Origin of the sequence: Enterococcus sp. DIV0183 (assembly GCF_050541505.1) — a bacterium.
GTDB classification, from domain to species: Bacteria; Bacillota; Bacilli; order Lactobacillales; family Enterococcaceae; genus Enterococcus; species Enterococcus faecalis.
Map to the genome: position 1 here is coordinate 2584071 of NZ_CP172932.1, position 15199 is coordinate 2599269.

General features: G+C 41.1%; 16 protein-coding genes. 3 read left to right on the forward strand and 13 right to left on the reverse strand.

Going from position 1 to position 15199, the window contains the following annotated elements:
- Positions 1–177: 177 nt before the first annotated feature.
- The 5 genes from pgsA to yfmF all read right to left on the reverse strand — a co-directional run bounded on the left by pgsA (position 178) and on the right by yfmF (position 4791).
- Positions 178–756 (reverse strand): CDP-diacylglycerol--glycerol-3-phosphate 3-phosphatidyltransferase, encoded by a 579-nt coding sequence (gene pgsA / locus IGK72_RS12500; protein WP_002365382.1) that lies wholly within the window; start codon positions 754–756, stop codon positions 178–180.
- Positions 757–854: 98 nt separating this feature from the next.
- Positions 855–1067, reverse strand: coding sequence for a hypothetical protein (locus IGK72_RS12505; protein ID WP_023894764.1), 213 nt, complete (start codon positions 1065–1067; stop codon positions 855–857).
- Positions 1068–1191: 124 nt separating this feature from the next.
- On the reverse strand, positions 1192–2058 hold the full coding sequence (locus tag IGK72_RS12510) for a RodZ domain-containing protein (RefSeq protein ID WP_002360992.1): 867 nt from the start codon (positions 2056–2058) through the stop codon (positions 1192–1194).
- 167 nt (positions 2059–2225) lie between these two features.
- Positions 2226–3530, reverse strand: coding sequence for an EF-P 5-aminopentanol modification-associated protein YfmH (gene yfmH / locus IGK72_RS12515; protein ID WP_002354885.1), 1305 nt, complete (start codon positions 3528–3530; stop codon positions 2226–2228).
- Positions 3523–4791, reverse strand: a complete 1269-nt coding sequence (gene yfmF, locus IGK72_RS12520) for an EF-P 5-aminopentanol modification-associated protein YfmF (RefSeq protein WP_070416069.1) — start codon at positions 4789–4791, stop codon at positions 3523–3525. The genes yfmH and yfmF overlap by 8 nt, the downstream gene beginning before the upstream one ends.
- Positions 4792–4999: 208 nt before the next feature.
- Here yfmF and mscL point away from each other — a divergent pair, with 208 nt between their 5' ends.
- Entirely contained in the window at positions 5000–5449 is a 450-nt protein-coding gene (mscL, locus tag IGK72_RS12525; protein WP_002359018.1) for a large conductance mechanosensitive channel protein MscL, read from the forward strand.
- A gap of 40 nt (positions 5450–5489) precedes the next feature.
- Here the strand turns inward: mscL and IGK72_RS12530 are convergent, their stop codons facing one another.
- The 3 genes from IGK72_RS12530 to treR form a co-directional block, all read right to left on the reverse strand.
- Positions 5490–6206, reverse strand: coding sequence for a WxL domain-containing protein (locus tag IGK72_RS12530; protein WP_002406495.1), 717 nt, complete (start codon positions 6204–6206; stop codon positions 5490–5492).
- 95 nt (positions 6207–6301) lie between these two features.
- On the reverse strand, positions 6302–7009 hold the full coding sequence (locus IGK72_RS12535; RefSeq protein WP_002406496.1) for a WxL domain-containing protein: 708 nt from the start codon (positions 7007–7009) through the stop codon (positions 6302–6304).
- Between the two features lie 395 nt (positions 7010–7404).
- Positions 7405–8118: a trehalose operon repressor gene (gene treR, locus IGK72_RS12540; protein ID WP_002354877.1), complete on the reverse strand. Its 714-nt coding sequence runs from the start codon at positions 8116–8118 to the stop codon at positions 7405–7407.
- A gap of 261 nt (positions 8119–8379) precedes the next feature.
- Between treR and IGK72_RS12545 the strand changes: the two genes are divergently transcribed.
- Positions 8380–11124 (forward strand): glycoside hydrolase family 65 protein, encoded by a 2745-nt coding sequence (locus tag IGK72_RS12545; protein WP_353967933.1) that lies wholly within the window; start codon positions 8380–8382, stop codon positions 11122–11124.
- A 14-nt stretch (positions 11125–11138) separates the two neighbouring features.
- The gene (gene pgmB / locus IGK72_RS12550; protein ID WP_002354875.1) at positions 11139–11789 is read left to right on the forward strand and encodes a beta-phosphoglucomutase; all 651 of its coding nucleotides are present in this window, start codon (positions 11139–11141) and stop codon (positions 11787–11789) included.
- Between the two features lie 369 nt (positions 11790–12158).
- Here pgmB and pepG1 (IGK72_RS12555) read toward each other — a convergent pair whose 3' ends face one another.
- From pepG1 (IGK72_RS12555) to IGK72_RS12575, 5 genes are all read right to left on the reverse strand, one after another.
- The gene (pepG1, locus tag IGK72_RS12555; protein WP_002392696.1) at positions 12159–12302 is read right to left on the reverse strand and encodes a type I toxin-antitoxin system toxin PepG1; all 144 of its coding nucleotides are present in this window, start codon (positions 12300–12302) and stop codon (positions 12159–12161) included.
- Between the two features lie 231 nt (positions 12303–12533).
- Positions 12534–12677 (reverse strand): type I toxin-antitoxin system toxin PepG1, encoded by a 144-nt coding sequence (pepG1, locus tag IGK72_RS12560; RefSeq protein WP_002392696.1) that lies wholly within the window; start codon positions 12675–12677, stop codon positions 12534–12536.
- A 230-nt stretch (positions 12678–12907) separates the two neighbouring features.
- Positions 12908–13879, reverse strand: coding sequence for a ribose-phosphate diphosphokinase (locus tag IGK72_RS12565; RefSeq protein ID WP_002381060.1), 972 nt, complete (start codon positions 13877–13879; stop codon positions 12908–12910).
- A gap of 174 nt (positions 13880–14053) precedes the next feature.
- Complete coding sequence (msrB, locus tag IGK72_RS12570) at positions 14054–14491, reverse strand: peptide-methionine (R)-S-oxide reductase MsrB (protein ID WP_002354871.1); 438 nt, start codon at positions 14489–14491, stop codon at positions 14054–14056.
- Between the two features lie 132 nt (positions 14492–14623).
- On the reverse strand, positions 14624–15178 hold the full coding sequence (locus IGK72_RS12575; RefSeq protein WP_002354869.1) for a Maf family protein: 555 nt from the start codon (positions 15176–15178) through the stop codon (positions 14624–14626).
- Between the last annotated feature and the right edge of the window lie 21 nt (positions 15179–15199).

The window sequence follows — 15199 nt, forward strand, 5'->3', positions numbered from 1 at the left end:
TTATCAACAACAAACTAATTATTTGTATGTAGATATAACCAAAATGAAAAATAGCATACAGAAACTGCCGATTTGTTTTATCGATTCATCTGTTCCTCTACTTAAAAATCTATTTGCCGATTCAATCATGAATACTAAAAAAACGCTTGGCACAAGCCAAGCGTTTTGATTCTCTCTTTACATCGAACCTTTAAAAACATCTTTATTCTTAGCAAAATAATCAACACCAGAGTAAATGGTGAAAATCAAGCAGGCATATAGCATGATTTGATCTAGTGGTAGATGAAGTGCTGAAAATGGAATGTTGTTAATGAATAGTAAAATAATTGCAACCATTTGGGTAGCTGTTTTTACTTTTCCCGGCCAAGCTGCTGCCATTACTTCGCCATGTTCGACTAATAACAACCGTAAACCAGTTACTGCCAATTCACGACAAACAATAATTGCTACAATCCAAGCAGGTACTTTGCCTTGACCAACTAAGACGATAAAAGCGGTCATCACTAGCATTTTGTCCGCTAATGGGTCCGCAAATTTTCCGAAGTTCGTCACCAAGCCTTGTGCACGGGCAATTTTGCCATCCAACCAGTCTGTAAAACTAGCAACTGCAAAAATAATCGCGCCCACTAATTGGGTAACGGCTAACGTTGTGTCGCCAAAACTAATCGTTCCCCAGTCCATTGGCACCGACACAATAATAATAAAAATCGGAATCATAAATATTCTTAAAACTGTTAATTTATTTGGTAAATTCACTTCAATTGCCCCTTCCTTCTCCTGTTCTATTTTACGTTATCTTGCTGGCAGTGTCACGAAAAAAAGAAAAGAATCTGGAATAATTGCCGTTTGACCGTTTATTCAGAAATATTCTTGCCTTTTTTTAGAAAGAGCTGGTAATAGCCTAAACCGAAATCAATCATTCCAATCAATGTGATACTGTCTAAAAATTTAGAACCATAGATAAAGTAGAAATACAGTTGTAAGCCAACAATCAAGAAGCCCATGACCAACAGAGCGATTGAAAATATGGTGATAAGATTAAATTTTTTATTAACTATTTTAAGCATTGATAACCCCTTCTCTCTTGAATTATTATTGTCGTCTTTTTAACCATTCGCTGTTAATTATAAAAGAAAAGAATCTGGAATAATTGCCGTTTGACAGTTTATCCAGATTCTTCTTACACCATTTCTAACGATACGTAATCCCTAATGTAACATCCTTACGAATTAAAACTGGCGTTTTTTCCAGTGTTAAATCGGCGCCATCGACTTGAATGGCGACGTTATTTGAGGCGCCTAAAATCAGTGTTGCATTGGCGGCATTCGCAGGTAAAGCTGTTGTTTCTGTTTCTCCTGCTTGCAGGGTGTGTTGGTAGGTGTAGTTGCCATCGACCATCACGCCAATCCAGCAAGAGCCTTCAGTCCCTTTAAAGGTAATGTTGATTGGACTATTCGCATCTTTAACCGTTGCAGTCACTTGATTGTTAGCATCGCTCACCACAGCCACAGCTGTTTTCTTCTCTGGTTCGCTTGAAGAAGACGGCGGTGTACTACTTTGTGTGCTACTTTCTGGGGCTTGACTTGATTCTTTGGGTTTTTCCACACTGGCACTAGTTGCCGGTGTTTGAATAATCGGTTCGGCTTTTTGATCTTGCCACATAATATACAGCACTACGACCGCAATGGCTAAACCAATTAACGAAAAGGCAATGGCCGGTAAGTTCCGCAGTAACCAACTGGATTGCTTTTCTTCGTCATGCAATTGCTTACGTGACCCTTCAAGCTCTTCATACACTGGCTTGGGTTCTTCGACAATTGCTGGTTCTTTGCCATCATAGATATCTACCAATTGATTGCCATCTAAGCCGACCGCACTTGCATATTGGCGGATAAACGCCCGCACATAAAAGGTGCCTGGTAAGGACTCAAAATCGTTTTGTTCAATAATTTCTAAATATCTTTTTTGAATTTTTGTCATTTGTTGCAGTTCATCAATTGAGATGTTCTTCTGCAATCTTGCTTCTTTTAGTGTTTCTCCAATATTTACGCTGGCCACTCGTCCATCTTCTCCAGTCTATTTTGTTAATTTATCGATTGTCTCATCAGTCTTTTTCAATTGCCAAGGAAAACATTCCCGTCCTTTAAGAATACCACAAAAGAAGCCAACTGAGGATAACAAAATTGAAAGATTTCAAAGATTTTTCTTTTTCTTAAACAGTTGGTTTATTGCTCGGTTTCTCCTTTAGGATACATGTAGAAACGGCTCAATCCTTCTTCACGAATCAAGGTCTCTGCTACTTGGCGGACGTCGGCTAATTGAATACTTTCAATGACTTCAATCTTATCAAACAGCGTGGTTTCCCCAAACAATGATTGTGAAAATTGGTTGGCGATATACTCTAAAGAGTTTAAGGATTGGAAATATTTACCAATCATTTTTTTCTTCAATAAGGACAAATTTTCTTCCGTTAATTCTGGACTTGTTGTGGCAGATAATAAAATAGCTTCAATTCGTTCTGCTAAGACTTCTGGTTGCTCACTATCGCCGCCAATATCCGCAAAATGGAAACTGCGATCTAAATTAAAGTCATAACTAAAACTATCATCTAACAAGCCTTCATCATAAAGAGCCAAATAGTTTTGAGAGGTATTACCAAACAATAATTGTAACAACAAGTTCACGGTGACTTGATATTTCATTAAGTCACGACCCGTTGTTGGCACTTCATCTAAGCCTTTCAAGCCAACAAGCACTTTTGCCCGTGTGACTGCCATTTCAATGGCGCTCTCTTTGACAATGTCAGCAGCTGTTTCTTCAGGAAAATGCCGACGAATAGGTTGGGCGGCAGGAAACTCTTTCGCCGCTTGGTTTTCACGAATGAAGGCCATTAACGCTTCAGGGTCCATTTTCCCTACCACGAATAAGGTCATATTACTTGGATGATAAAACGTATTGTAACATGTATACAAATCCTCTGCGGTAATCTCCGCAATACTTGCCACTGTGCCGGCAATATCAATATGCAATGGATGTTTCGGATAAAGGTTGCCTAAAATGCCAAAGAACAAGCGCCAGTTAGGATCATCTAAATACATTTGAATTTCTTGTCCAATGATGCCTTTTTCTTTTTCGACCGTTTCCTTCGTGAAATACGGCGATTGCACAAAATCAAGCAACGTTTCTAGATTTTGTGTCACTTGATCCGTCGTTGAAAACAAATAACTCGTCTTCGTAAAACTGGTAAAGGCATTCGCTGAAGCCCCTTGTTGCCCAAATTTTTGGAAGACATCGCCATCTTCTTTTTCAAACATTTTATGTTCTAAAAAGTGGGCGATTCCGTCAGGCACTTCAATCATTTCCTCTTGACCAATTGGCACGAACGTATTGTCAATGGAACCATAATCGGTCGTAAACAAGCCATACGTTTTTTGGAAATCATTTTTCGGCAATAGGTAAACTTTTAAACCATTCGCCAGTGTTTCTGTATACAATGTTTCTTTAATTTGTGCATAGTCTTTTTTAATCATTTTCTGTTTCTCCTTCCAAAAAGAAGATCGCTTGAAGTTCCAAGCGTTTGGCCACTTCTTGGATTTCTGAAATGGTCACGGCATTGATCCGCGCAATCCATTCCTCCGCCGTCAGCATCGTCTGCGGCATTAATTCGTTCAAGTATTCTTTTTCCAGCCACGCGCCTGCATTATCTAACGCTAAGATATACTGATTTTTTAGCATTGCTTTCGTTTGTTCAATTTCTAATTCGCTAATCTTACCTAAGCGAATATTTTCCAATTCTGTCGAAATCAAACGCAAGACCTGATTCCGATTTTTGCCATCGATTCCTGTTTGAACCGTCATGAAGCCACGGAAAGTGTCGATACTACTAGAAGCATAATACGCTAAATGTTCTTTTTCACGGACATTCATAAATAATTTAGAATGCGGGAAACCGCCAAAAATCCCATTAAACACTTGCAACGCAAAATAATAGCTATCGCCATAATAAATATCCGTGTTGTAAGCCAAGTTTAATTTCGATTGGGCTAACACCTCACGCTCGGTCCGCTCTTCAATCACATTGCGAATTGGTTGATTGTAGAAAATCGCGGCTTTGCCTTCTTCACGAGGCGTAAACGGTAATTGCTTGAATAACGGCACTAGCTCCGCCTCATTGACATCACCTAAAACAAAAATATCCACTTGATCTTCCGCCAGCATTTTTTGATAATACGCTGCTAATGACGCCGCAGTTTCCTCAGCTAACGCCGCAACGGTCCCGAAACTAGGGATTTTTTGATCCTCCGATTGATTGAAATAGACACTTTGAAGCGCCAAAGAAGCATAGGTTTGCTTATCCTCCACAATACTTTCCAAGTACGCTTTCAAGTTCTCTTTCTCCCGTTGGAAGGTTTCCGCTTCGAATTGACCTGCTTGAATATTGGGGGCAAAAATAATTTCCTTCAAAAAGTACACCGCTTCGGCGAGAACCTGACTATCCTGTAAATAATGATCATTGACAATGTTCATAGAAATATTAAACCAATGTTGATTGCCTTTTTTGGAAACGCCAATCCCGAAGCTGGCGCCGTAAAGTTCCGCCAAACGCTCACTTAACTTGACTTGATTCGGGTAATTCAAGCTGTTGGTTTCCATCAAACTGGACAACAGCGTTCTTTTTGTAATGGTTTCATGATTTAATCGTGTATTAAAGCGGACTAAAAGACGCACCGTTTTATATTTTTCTGTAGGAATGACGTGTAAATTCACGCCTTTAACTAATTGAACAGACATTGCCGCATCGCTCCTTCATTTGCTTCATCTTACCTAAAGAATGCTGTGAAATATATGTATCGCGTAAATTCTAAAGCATTTTTTAATGTTTTTTCCAATAGCTCCATTATAACACAGCTTCAGGTGCTTTCTGAATGATAAGAGTTTTTCAGTTCAAATTTTCAAGAAGATTCGGTATACTGTTTTTAAAGTGAGGAGGGAAAAAAGAATGATTAAAGAATTTAAAGAGTTTATCATGCGCGGGAGTGTCTTAGACCTAGCCGTTGGTGTTGTCATTGGTAGTGCGTTTACAGCGATTGTGACACAAGTGGTGGAAGGCTTGATTACCCCGTTAATTAGTCTGATTTTTGTCTTGACGACTGGGAAAAAGAGTGCCGACGATGCATTGGGTGCCCTTGTTTATAAAGTCGAAGGCGTTGAATTCAATATTGGTAGCGTGATTAGTGCACTTATTACATTTTTAATTACGGCCTTCGTCCTCTTCTTGATTGTCAAAGCGGCCAACAAAATGAAAAACCGCGGCAAAAAAGAAGAAGCGGCAGAAGAAGAAGTGGTACCAACGAGCGAAGATTACTTAAAAGAAATTCGCGACTTATTAGCGGCGCAAACACCGCCTGCTGAAACTGTCAAAACAGACAGCACCGTCACAGAGAAATAAGCAAAAAGTCATCCTGAGGAGATGACTTTTTTGTTTGGACTTAGATTGATGGTCCTGCGACGAGGTTCCAAGTGATGTTACCTGTGTAGGCTCCTTTTTTCAATTCTTGCATTGGTGTTGTGACGTTTAATGTCATATTTTCGAAACGTCCTGACCAAGTTCCTTGCCCTTTACCCACAGTGGCATTCATTAATACAGCGGCGCCACCACCAATTTTTATGCTGGTGCCAATAGCACTAGGGGCTGTTGGATCATTAGCAATATTTACGCCATTTAAAGTATCATTTTCTCTATAATAATGAACATCTTCTGAATTAGTATGAGTCCAATATTCTGCATAGGAAACTTTCAACCCAAAGTTAATATCACCCGTTAGTTCATCTGTTCCATTACTCATTTTCGTTAGTTCACCCGTTACATGCCAACCTTCTTTAGTACCACGCACATCTCCGACCATGACAGATCTGGAAAAACCTACATTTTCTTCGATAGCAGATAAATCATCATTAATTTTCATGGGAGAAAAACCAAATCTTCTTGGAATGGCTAATAAGTCAAAATCTGTATTTGGTTGAGTAGGATCTGGATCTACATTTCCAGTAATAGTGTTGTTATCTTGGTCTGGCAACGTGCCTCCCTCAAGCTCCACCTGCACAGGCGTATTCCCTGTCGTTACAGCCTGTGCTGAAAGTGGTGCCAAACTTGCGCCAACTACGGCGCTACCAACCAATAAACTTGCCATTATTTTCTTTTTCATCTATGTACGCTCCTTTGCTTTCAATTCGTCTATAAAGTACAGAACAGCAAAAGTGACGATTGCTGTTCTGTACTTGATTCTTTCAATCTTTGTGTTTAGACAGACGGTCCTGCGACGAGGTTCCAGGTGATGTTACCTGTGTAGGCGCCTTTTTTCAGTTCTTGCATTGGGGTTGTGACGTTTAATGTCATATCATCAATACGCCCTGCCCAAGTTCCTTGCCCTTTACCAACAGTTGCATTCATTAATATAGTGGCGCCACCACCAATTTTTATACTGGTTCCAATGAAGTCAGGCGCTGTTGGATCATTATCAATATTTATTCCGTTTAGGGCAAATTGGACTCCATAATATCCACTTCCAGGTTCAGGAATCATATATCGTGCATAACCAGCAGTTAAATCTATATTGATAGTCCCATCTAATTGATCTGTGCCGTTATTCAATCCAGATATCTCACTTGTCACATGCCAACCTTCTTTAGTACCTCGTAAGTCCCCTACCATGACACTTCTAAACCGTTCACTAGTAAGTAACTTGATAGCTGATAAATCTTCGCCAATCTTCATAGAAGAAAAATTCAAACTTTTCGGAATTGCTAATAAATCAAAATCCGTATTCGAAGTACTGGGATCTGGGTCTACGCTACCAACCACACCACCATGATCTGGCAATGTTCCTCCGCCAAACTCCACCTGCACCGGCGTATTCCCTGTCGTCACCGCCTGTGCCGAAAGTGGTGCCAAACTAGCGCCAACTACGGCGCTACCAACCAATAAACTTGCCATGATTTTCTTTTTCATATGTACATCTCCTTTAACATCCTGAATTCCCAGAGCGCACTAGTTGTTTCTTCGGCGCTGCTGAAGCTATGGCTTTATTATACAAGATTCCCCCTTGTCTGTGATTTTAAATATTGAACAGTTCTTGCAAAAAAACAACATTTCCTTTAAAAGCAACGTTTTCCCTTAGTTTAAAGGCTTTTTTTCAACACTGATTGATATTTTTGGCTGTTATTTAATGGTTTTTCCGAGAAAATACTTTAATAAACAACGAGAAAACGTCACAAAGTAGAGGTCAAACTCTAACTTTGTGACGTTTTCTCCTAAAATCTTATACATTTATTCGCAGATGCAGCGAAAAAACCGTAATTTTTTATTTAATGACAGCCGTTTTTATATTTGTTCGTCACTAAGACTTACAATTTACGGCGACGAGCGAATTCCACAAACTTAAATTTGTTTAAGCGGTGACGAGATTCCGTATAGCCAAAACAGCGGGTATCTTCCAAGTTCATGATACTGCGGACCACGACGACATGATTGCCTTCCACTTCACCAATCAGCTGCTTGTCCATCTCTGTGAGCGGTTCCACGGTAATTTCTTTCTGGGCGTAACTAATCGCCAAGCCAAGATCGTTTTCCAGATAATCGAAAATCGAATCTTCGGCACGGTGCTTCGGCAGTTCTGGGACAATCTCTTTAATCAAGTAATCAATATCTAAAATATCGACTTCCCCTTCAATCTCCCGTTGCCGAACTAAGCGCCACACAGGGGCCCCTTCCGTCCAACCAGTCAACTGAGCCAAGTTGCGCTCCACAGGAATTTCTTCTAAGGAAACCACATGCGTATGACTTTCAATATGTTGCGTTTGTTGTAACTCCTTGTAACTGGTCACCCCTGAAATAGGAAAATTAAACTTTTTAAAGTTGAGCACAATCGAGCCTTTGCCTTGTTTTTTCTGAATGTAGCCAGCGTTAATTAGTAAATTCAAGGCTTTCCGAATTGTTTCACGGGAAACATTGTAGGTTTCCACTAATTGATTTTCACTAGGTAATAAATCGCCTGGCTGATAGTCGCCTTGGACAATTTGTTGTTCTAATTCTAAAAATATGTCATGAAACTTGTTCATGCCGATCCTCCTCTACCAACAATTTCTTTTCTAAAAGCATAGCATATTCCCTCCGAAAAACCTAGAGCTGGTCAGAAAAATCCACCGCACTTTCTGCCTTACTTACGCCACAAACTCCCCCAGCCAAACCACTACTTGACCGCCTTTTTTTCGGACCCAGCGCAGTCGGTTGCTGCCCCCTTCTGGAAAAGTTTTCCCAAGAATCTAGGGAAAATCCTTGTAATTCTGATTCGTTCATACTATACTGTAGTCAAACGAAACATGTCTATACAAGTTCACAAGGAGGCGCCAAACATGACTATTTTAGAATTAACATTCGCAACGAACCAACTAACGACGACTTTTTTTAACCATAAATTGGAACCGCTTCACCAAAAAACGTTCCCTTTTGAAGCCTTGACTATCGAAGAAACGGTTCCTGAACTGTGCCAATTGATTGTGGCAGAGGCTGCGCCGATTCTGGGGGGGATTGTGGCTGATTTCCCAGCGGATTTCTTTTCGCCAGAGGAAACGTTGGCGCTGGTTCCGCAAGCGGTGATTCAAGCATTCGCGGAACAGTTGAACACGCCACTTTTAACGGCAGCCGAACAAGCGTCGGCACCGAATCTGCTGGCAGCATTTGAAGAAAAACGGCAATATCTGGCTTGGCATTTGGACTATTATGGCTACGTGCCTGGGAAAAATGAATATGCGGTGGAGTCCCTGTTAACTGTCGGCAATGGCTTTTTAGGCTTGCGCGGCACAACACCTGAGATGACGATTTCTGATGATCATTATCCAGCGACCTACATTGCGGGACTTTATAATACAGCGGCTTCGGAAGTTGCGGGTCAAGTAGTGGAAAATGAAGATTTCGTCAATGCTCCTGACAACCAACACATCGCTTTAAAAATTGGCGATGCCACTGACTGGTTAACGATTTCTCCAGACACGCTACAACAATTACATCGTCAATTGAACTTGAAAACGGGATTGTTTGTCGCAGAAATGATTTTGAAAGATGCGGACAATCAGCAAATTAAATTAACGACGAAAAAAATCGCCAATATGGCACAGCCGAATGACTATCATCTGCAATATACGTTTGAGCCGTTAAACTTTTCGGCCCCGATTACTTTGAAAACCGTCACGGATGGCAGTGTCTACAACTATAACGTGGCGCGGTATCGCAACTTAACAGCCAAACATTTTCAGGTGACAGCATTAAGCGCGCAGGAAAACAAAACCGTGATTGAGGTTTGTACCAATCAATCCAACTTGAGCGTCCGAGAAACGGCCTTGATAACTGGTGATTTTTTTGAAAAAGAAGCCATTATGATTCAAGAAGAAGCGGAAAAAATCGCCCAAGTGGTGACCGTGATGGCGCACCAAGGAACACGCTATACGCTAGAAAAACAAGTCTTTGTGCAAGCCAGCCACGCCGAACAAAGTTGGCAGGTACCGTTTACGCCGAAGGACTCTTTTGCGGCCGCCGCTCAGGAAAGCGCCCGCGCTTGGCAAACTCTTTGGCAACAAGCCAACATTACCGTGACAGGCGATTTGATGTCTCAAAAACTTTTACGGATTCACAGTTATCACTTGCTGGCTTCGGCTTCGCCTTTTAGTAACCAAGCCCAAGCATTGGACGTCTCGATTACCGCCCGAGGCTTGCATGGTGAAGCGTATCGTGGACATATTTTCTGGGATGAAATTTTTATTTTACCTTTTTATATTCAACATTATCCTGACACAGCGAAACAATTGTTGCTGTATCGCTACCATCGATTAGAGAAGGCGAAGGAAAATGCGGCGGCCAGCCAGTATCGTGGCGCAATGTATCCGTGGCAATCAGGTCGTGATGGGCGTGAAACCACGCAAAAACTTCACTTAAATCCGTTGAATGGACATTGGGGCGAGGATCATAGCATTCTACAACGGCATGTGTCCCTAGCGATTGCTTACAATGCTTGGTTGTATTGGCATAGTACACAGGATCATGAATTTATGAAACAATATGGCGGCGAAATGTTGTTAGAAATCGCTCAATTTTGGAACAGCGCTGCGACGTTAGATGACGCAACAGGACGGTTTTTTATTGATAAAGTGATGGGACCTGATGAATTTCACGAGGGCTATCCAGACCAAGCGGAAAGCGGCTTGAAAAACAACGCCTATACGAATTTGATGGTGGTTTGGCTATTCGAAGAATTAACCAACATTTTGGCACTTTTCTCCGAGGAAGAACAGGCACAACTTTTTGCCAAAACGCAGACCTCTTCGGCTGATCTAGCCCGCATGCAGCAAATTCAAAATTCACTGGAAATTGAAGTTAATTCTGACGGCATTATTGCGCAATATGAAGGGTATTTCGGCTTAAAAGAGATTGACTGGGCGGCGATGAAAGAGAAATACGGCAATATTTACCGCATGGATCGAATTTTAAAAGCCGAAGGGGAATCTCCCGATGATTACAAAGTGGCGAAACAAGCCGACACGTTAATGTTGTTCTACAACTTAGACAAAACTCGGGTGGATCAAATTTTAGAAGATTTAGGGTATCAATTGCCTGCGGATTATTTAGAAAAAAATCTTTTGTATTATCTAAAACGGACGTCTCATGGTTCGACTTTGTCACGAATTGTTCATGCCCAATTGGCAGAAATGGCGCAATTCCATGAGCTATCTTGGCAACTTTATCAAGAAGCGTTGTATTCCGATTATCGTGACATTCAAGGTGGCACGACCGCTGAAGGGATTCATACAGGGGTCATGGCTGCGACGATCCACGTTACTTTAGCGACGTATGCAGGCGTTGACACGCGCCAGAACGAGTTATCAATTTGTCCAAACTTACCTGAACATTGGCAATCGCTGGCCTTCCAGTTTATTCATCAAGGCGTGACGTATCAATTTTCATTAACACAAACCAGTGTCACGATTACAGCAGATAAAGACACACAATTATTGGTTCAGGGCGCGTTGATTCCGTTAACCGCCGAACGACCAAAAGAAGTACATTATCAATAAAGGAGCGAACCACAATGACGATTGGATTTATTTTTGATTTGGATGGTGTCATTACTGACACCGCCAAATTTCATTATCAAGCTTGGAAAGCATTGGCCGATTCGCTAGGCATTTCCATTGACGAAACCTTCAACGAAACATTAAAAGGCATTAGTCGGATGGATTCCTTGGACCGCATTTTAGCCCATGGCCACCGTGAAAATGCGTTTACTCCAGCAGAAAAAGAAGCCTTAGCTCAGCAAAAAAATGACCACTACGTTCAATTATTAGAACATTTAACGACAGAAGATGTTTTACCTGGTGTCGTGCCATTGCTACAGCAAGCCCAAGCACGTCACATTCCCTGTGCCGTGGCTTCGGCTTCAAAAAACGCGCCCCTGATTTTGGAAAAATTAGGCGTGCGCGCGTACTTCGCCACAATTGTCGATCCCGACTCGTTAAGCAAAGGCAAACCTGATCCTGAAATCTTTTTAGCCGCCGCTGACAGTATTGGCGTGCTACCGCAAAACGCCATTGGCTTTGAGGATGCACAATCAGGCATTGACGGCTTGAAAGCCGCGGGCATCTATGCCGTCGGCTTGTCGGCCAGCCAACCCTTAATCGGAGCCGACATGCAAGTTTCTGAAATGACTGAACTAAGCGTTGATGCACTGCTCAATCGCTAAAGAAGGACAAGAACCTTTAGCAGCAGGCACCTCTTTTCATCTACATTGTATCTATGCTAGAATGTAGATGAAAAGAGAGAGATGCGTCAACATACCTCTCTGATGTAGAGCCGTTTGAGACGGTGACTTTTTGAATTATTTAAAAATAACCGTGCTTGGTCAAAGTAAACGGTTATTTTTTATTGTCATTTTTAACAGCTTTTATAATTTCACGGATTAACGCTAAATTTATTCGTACTTTTCGGGAAAATGTGCTATAATGAAAACGAAAAGAGAGAGATGCGTCAACATACCTCTCTGATGTAGAGCCGTTTAAGACGGTGACCGATTTTGTTACAAAAAATAACCGTACTCGATCAAAGTAAACGGTTATTTTTTATTGTCATTTTTAAGCAATTTCACAATCAGCGCAATCAAAGCAATGGTAAACATACCAAACCCTAGGATCGTCTGAATTGTTTCATATGCTGACAACAGGCCTCTCCTTTCTGTAAATTTTGGAAGTACGCTCATACGCACCACCTCACTTTCAGATTAGATAGCCACCGTGTTAACTTCTCTACACTTAGATTATACCATGCAAAACTAAAAAATAATTAGTTTCAAATATATTTTTTTAGGGAAATGTGCTATAATGAAAACGAAAAGAGAGATATGCTTCAACATACCTCTCTGATGTAGAGCCGTTTAAGACGGTGACCGATTGTATTATTTAAAAATAACCGTACTGGTCAAAGTAGACGGTTATTTTTTATTGTCATTTTTAAGCAATTTCACAATCAGTGCAATCAAAGCAATGGTAAACATACCAAACCCTAGGATCGTCTGAATTGTTTCATATGCTGACAAAAGGCCTCTCCTTTCCGTAAATTTTGGAAGTACGCTCATACGCACCACCTCACCGAAAGAGGAAAGTCTCTGCTCCTACGCTTCTCACTTTGTTGCGATGCTCGTCGCAAAGCGCATGTTCCTTTGCGCTTGCCTCCGCCTTAACTACTCTACACTTATCGTATATCATGAATGCCTAATAAATATTCAGGTTACAATATATTTTTAGATAAAATGATTTAGAGAAAAACCCGCCCACATCAGAAAAATGATGTGGGCGGATTTTATAATTATTTATTTTTTGTTTCAAATAACGGACTAACTGGTTTGTTTTCGTGGATACGTTTAATCGCATCTCCGATTAATTCACCAACGCTGACTTCGTCAATTTTAGCAATTTTACGATCATCAGATAGGTAAATAGAGTCTGTTACAACTAAGCGTTCAATTGCTGAATCTTCAATACGTTGTAAGGCTGGTCCTGATAAAACGGGATGTGTACAAGAAGCGTAAACGTCTTTTGCTCCGGCTTCTTTCAATGCGTTTGCAGCAAGAGAAATTGTCCCCGCTGTGTCAATCATGTCATCAATTAAGACACATGTTTTGCCTTCCACATGACCAATGATATTCATTACTTCTGCTACGTTCGCTTTTGGACGACGTTTGTCAATGATCGCAATTGGTGCTTTTAAGAATTCTGCCAATTTACGCGCACGCGTTACACCACCATGGTCAGGGGAAACAACAACGACGTCATCGCCTTGAATGCCGTGTTCGATGAAGTAATCGGCAATTAATGGTGCACCCATCAAATGATCCACTGGAATATCAAAGAATCCTTGAATTTGGACCGCATGTAAGTCCAATGTCAACATTCTTGTTGCACCAGCTTTTTCAATCATGTTTGCAACAAGTTTAGCAGTGATTGGTTCCCGGGCACGTGCTTTACGGTCTTGACGTGCATACCCATAATAAGGCATAACCACGTTAATTGTTTTAGCACTCGCACGTTTTAACGCATCAATCATGATTAATAGTTCCATTAAGTTATCGTTAACAGGGCTACTTGTTGATTGAATGACGTAAACATGTGCACCACGAATACTTTCTTCAATATTCACTTGAATTTCGCCATCACTAAATTGTGTTACAGAGCACTTTCCTAGCTCCACACCCACAGCATCCGCAATTTTTTCTGCTAAGGGACGATTAGAGTTCAAAGAAAAGATTTTCAATCTTGGATCAAAATAATGTTTCGACATTAGAACCTCCACTTTCTATTTCAGCCAATTCGTTAAAACTGAACAATACTTTCCTTCTAAAATAATAGTAGTCCTAGCCAAATAAATCAAGAGATTTTCTGTATTTCATACAAGATATTCATCAAAAGTCGCTTTCTTCTAACTATTTTATCGTATTTGTCTAAAAAATGAGGATTATTTGAATAAAGAAAGGTACTCGCCATAGCCTTCTTTTTCTAAATCTGCCACTGGCACAAATCTCAAAGCTGCCGCATTAATGCAATAACGTAAGCCACCTTCTTGGAGTGGGCCATCAGTGAAAACATGCCCTAAATGTGAATCCGCTTCTTGACTGCGAACTTCTACTCGGTGCATGCCGTGACTAAAATCAGCTTTTTCTTTGACGCCACGTTTTTCAATTGGTTTGGTAAAGGATGGCCAGCCGCAACCAGCATCGTATTTGTCCAGGGAGCTAAACAACGGTTCGCCACTAACAATGTCTACATAGATTCCGTCTTGGTAAAAGTCATCATATTCTCCTGAAAAAGGGCGTTCTGTTGCGTTTTCTTGTGTGACGGCATATTGAAGATCCGTCAAGGTTTGTTTTAATTCTTCTTCTGTTGGTTTTGTCATTCTGTCCACTCCTTTTCTTCTGTTCAATTTATTGGGTTCAATGATACCACGTTTGCCAAACAGGCACCTAATAGTTTGCATAGTAAAAGACAGTCCTTTCTCTTTTTGACGAATGAAAAGGACTGTCTTTTATTAGTTGAATTCTTTTAGCAGTCGGGCTACTTTGGCAATTGGTAAGCCCATAATGGCGTAATAATCGCCAGCGATTGCTTCAATTAGTAATGCTCCTTGTCCTTGGATACCATAAGCGCCTGCTTTGTCGGCATATTCTGCGGTGTCTAAGTAAGCATGGATTTCCGTGTCTGTCAGTGGATAAAACGTCACGGTTGAATGAACTGTCGCGGAGCGTTCTTTTTCCCCTTGTTTCAACGTCACACTTGTATACACGTCATGTGTTTTGCCACTTAGAAGGCGCAACATGCGATAACCGTCTTCCCGAGAAGTGGGTTTGCCGAGGATTTCTCCCGCCAATGCCACAATTGTATCGCAGCCAATGACTAGTGCTTCGGGGGATTGCTCTGCTATAGCCGCTGCTTTTTGGGCAGCCATTTGCGCCACATATTCTGCTGGTAAGCCGTCTTTGCCAACAGTTTCATCGATATCGGCTGGTGCAATCGTAAAAGTTGGGACCACACGCTTTAATAACTCCTGACGGCGAGGAGATTGGGATGCTAAAATAATTTGCATAAAATGATGACGCCTCGTTTC

Excerpts from the sequence above, each read along its gene's own strand:
- IGK72_RS12505 (WP_023894764.1), bottom strand. The coding sequence starts at position 1,067 with ATGCTTAAAATAGTTAATAAAAAATTTAATCTTATCACCATATTTTCA.
- yfmH (WP_002354885.1), bottom strand. The coding sequence starts at position 3,530 with ATGATTAAAAAAGACTATGCACAAATTAAAGAAACATTGTATACAGAA.
- yfmF (WP_070416069.1), bottom strand. The coding sequence starts at position 4,791 with ATGTCTGTTCAATTAGTTAAAGGCGTGAATTTACACGTCATTCCTACA.
- mscL (WP_002359018.1), top strand. The coding sequence starts at position 5,000 with ATGATTAAAGAATTTAAAGAGTTTATCATGCGCGGGAGTGTCTTAGAC.
- IGK72_RS12530 (WP_002406495.1), bottom strand. The coding sequence starts at position 6,206 with ATGAAAAAGAAAATAATGGCAAGTTTATTGGTTGGTAGCGCCGTAGTT.
- IGK72_RS12535 (WP_002406496.1), bottom strand. The coding sequence starts at position 7,009 with ATGAAAAAGAAAATCATGGCAAGTTTATTGGTTGGTAGCGCCGTAGTT.
- treR (WP_002354877.1), bottom strand. The coding sequence starts at position 8,118 with ATGAACAAGTTTCATGACATATTTTTAGAATTAGAACAACAAATTGTC.
- IGK72_RS12545 (WP_353967933.1), top strand. The coding sequence starts at position 8,380 with ATGTCTATACAAGTTCACAAGGAGGCGCCAAACATGACTATTTTAGAA.
- pgmB (WP_002354875.1), top strand. The coding sequence starts at position 11,139 with ATGACGATTGGATTTATTTTTGATTTGGATGGTGTCATTACTGACACC.
- pepG1 (WP_002392696.1), bottom strand. The coding sequence starts at position 12,302 with ATGAGCGTACTTCCAAAATTTACAGAAAGGAGAGGCCTGTTGTCAGCA.
- pepG1 (WP_002392696.1), bottom strand. The coding sequence starts at position 12,677 with ATGAGCGTACTTCCAAAATTTACGGAAAGGAGAGGCCTTTTGTCAGCA.
- IGK72_RS12565 (WP_002381060.1), bottom strand. The coding sequence starts at position 13,879 with ATGTCGAAACATTATTTTGATCCAAGATTGAAAATCTTTTCTTTGAAC.
- msrB (WP_002354871.1), bottom strand. The coding sequence starts at position 14,491 with ATGACAAAACCAACAGAAGAAGAATTAAAACAAACCTTGACGGATCTT.
- IGK72_RS12575 (WP_002354869.1), bottom strand. The coding sequence starts at position 15,178 with ATGCAAATTATTTTAGCATCCCAATCTCCTCGCCGTCAGGAGTTATTA.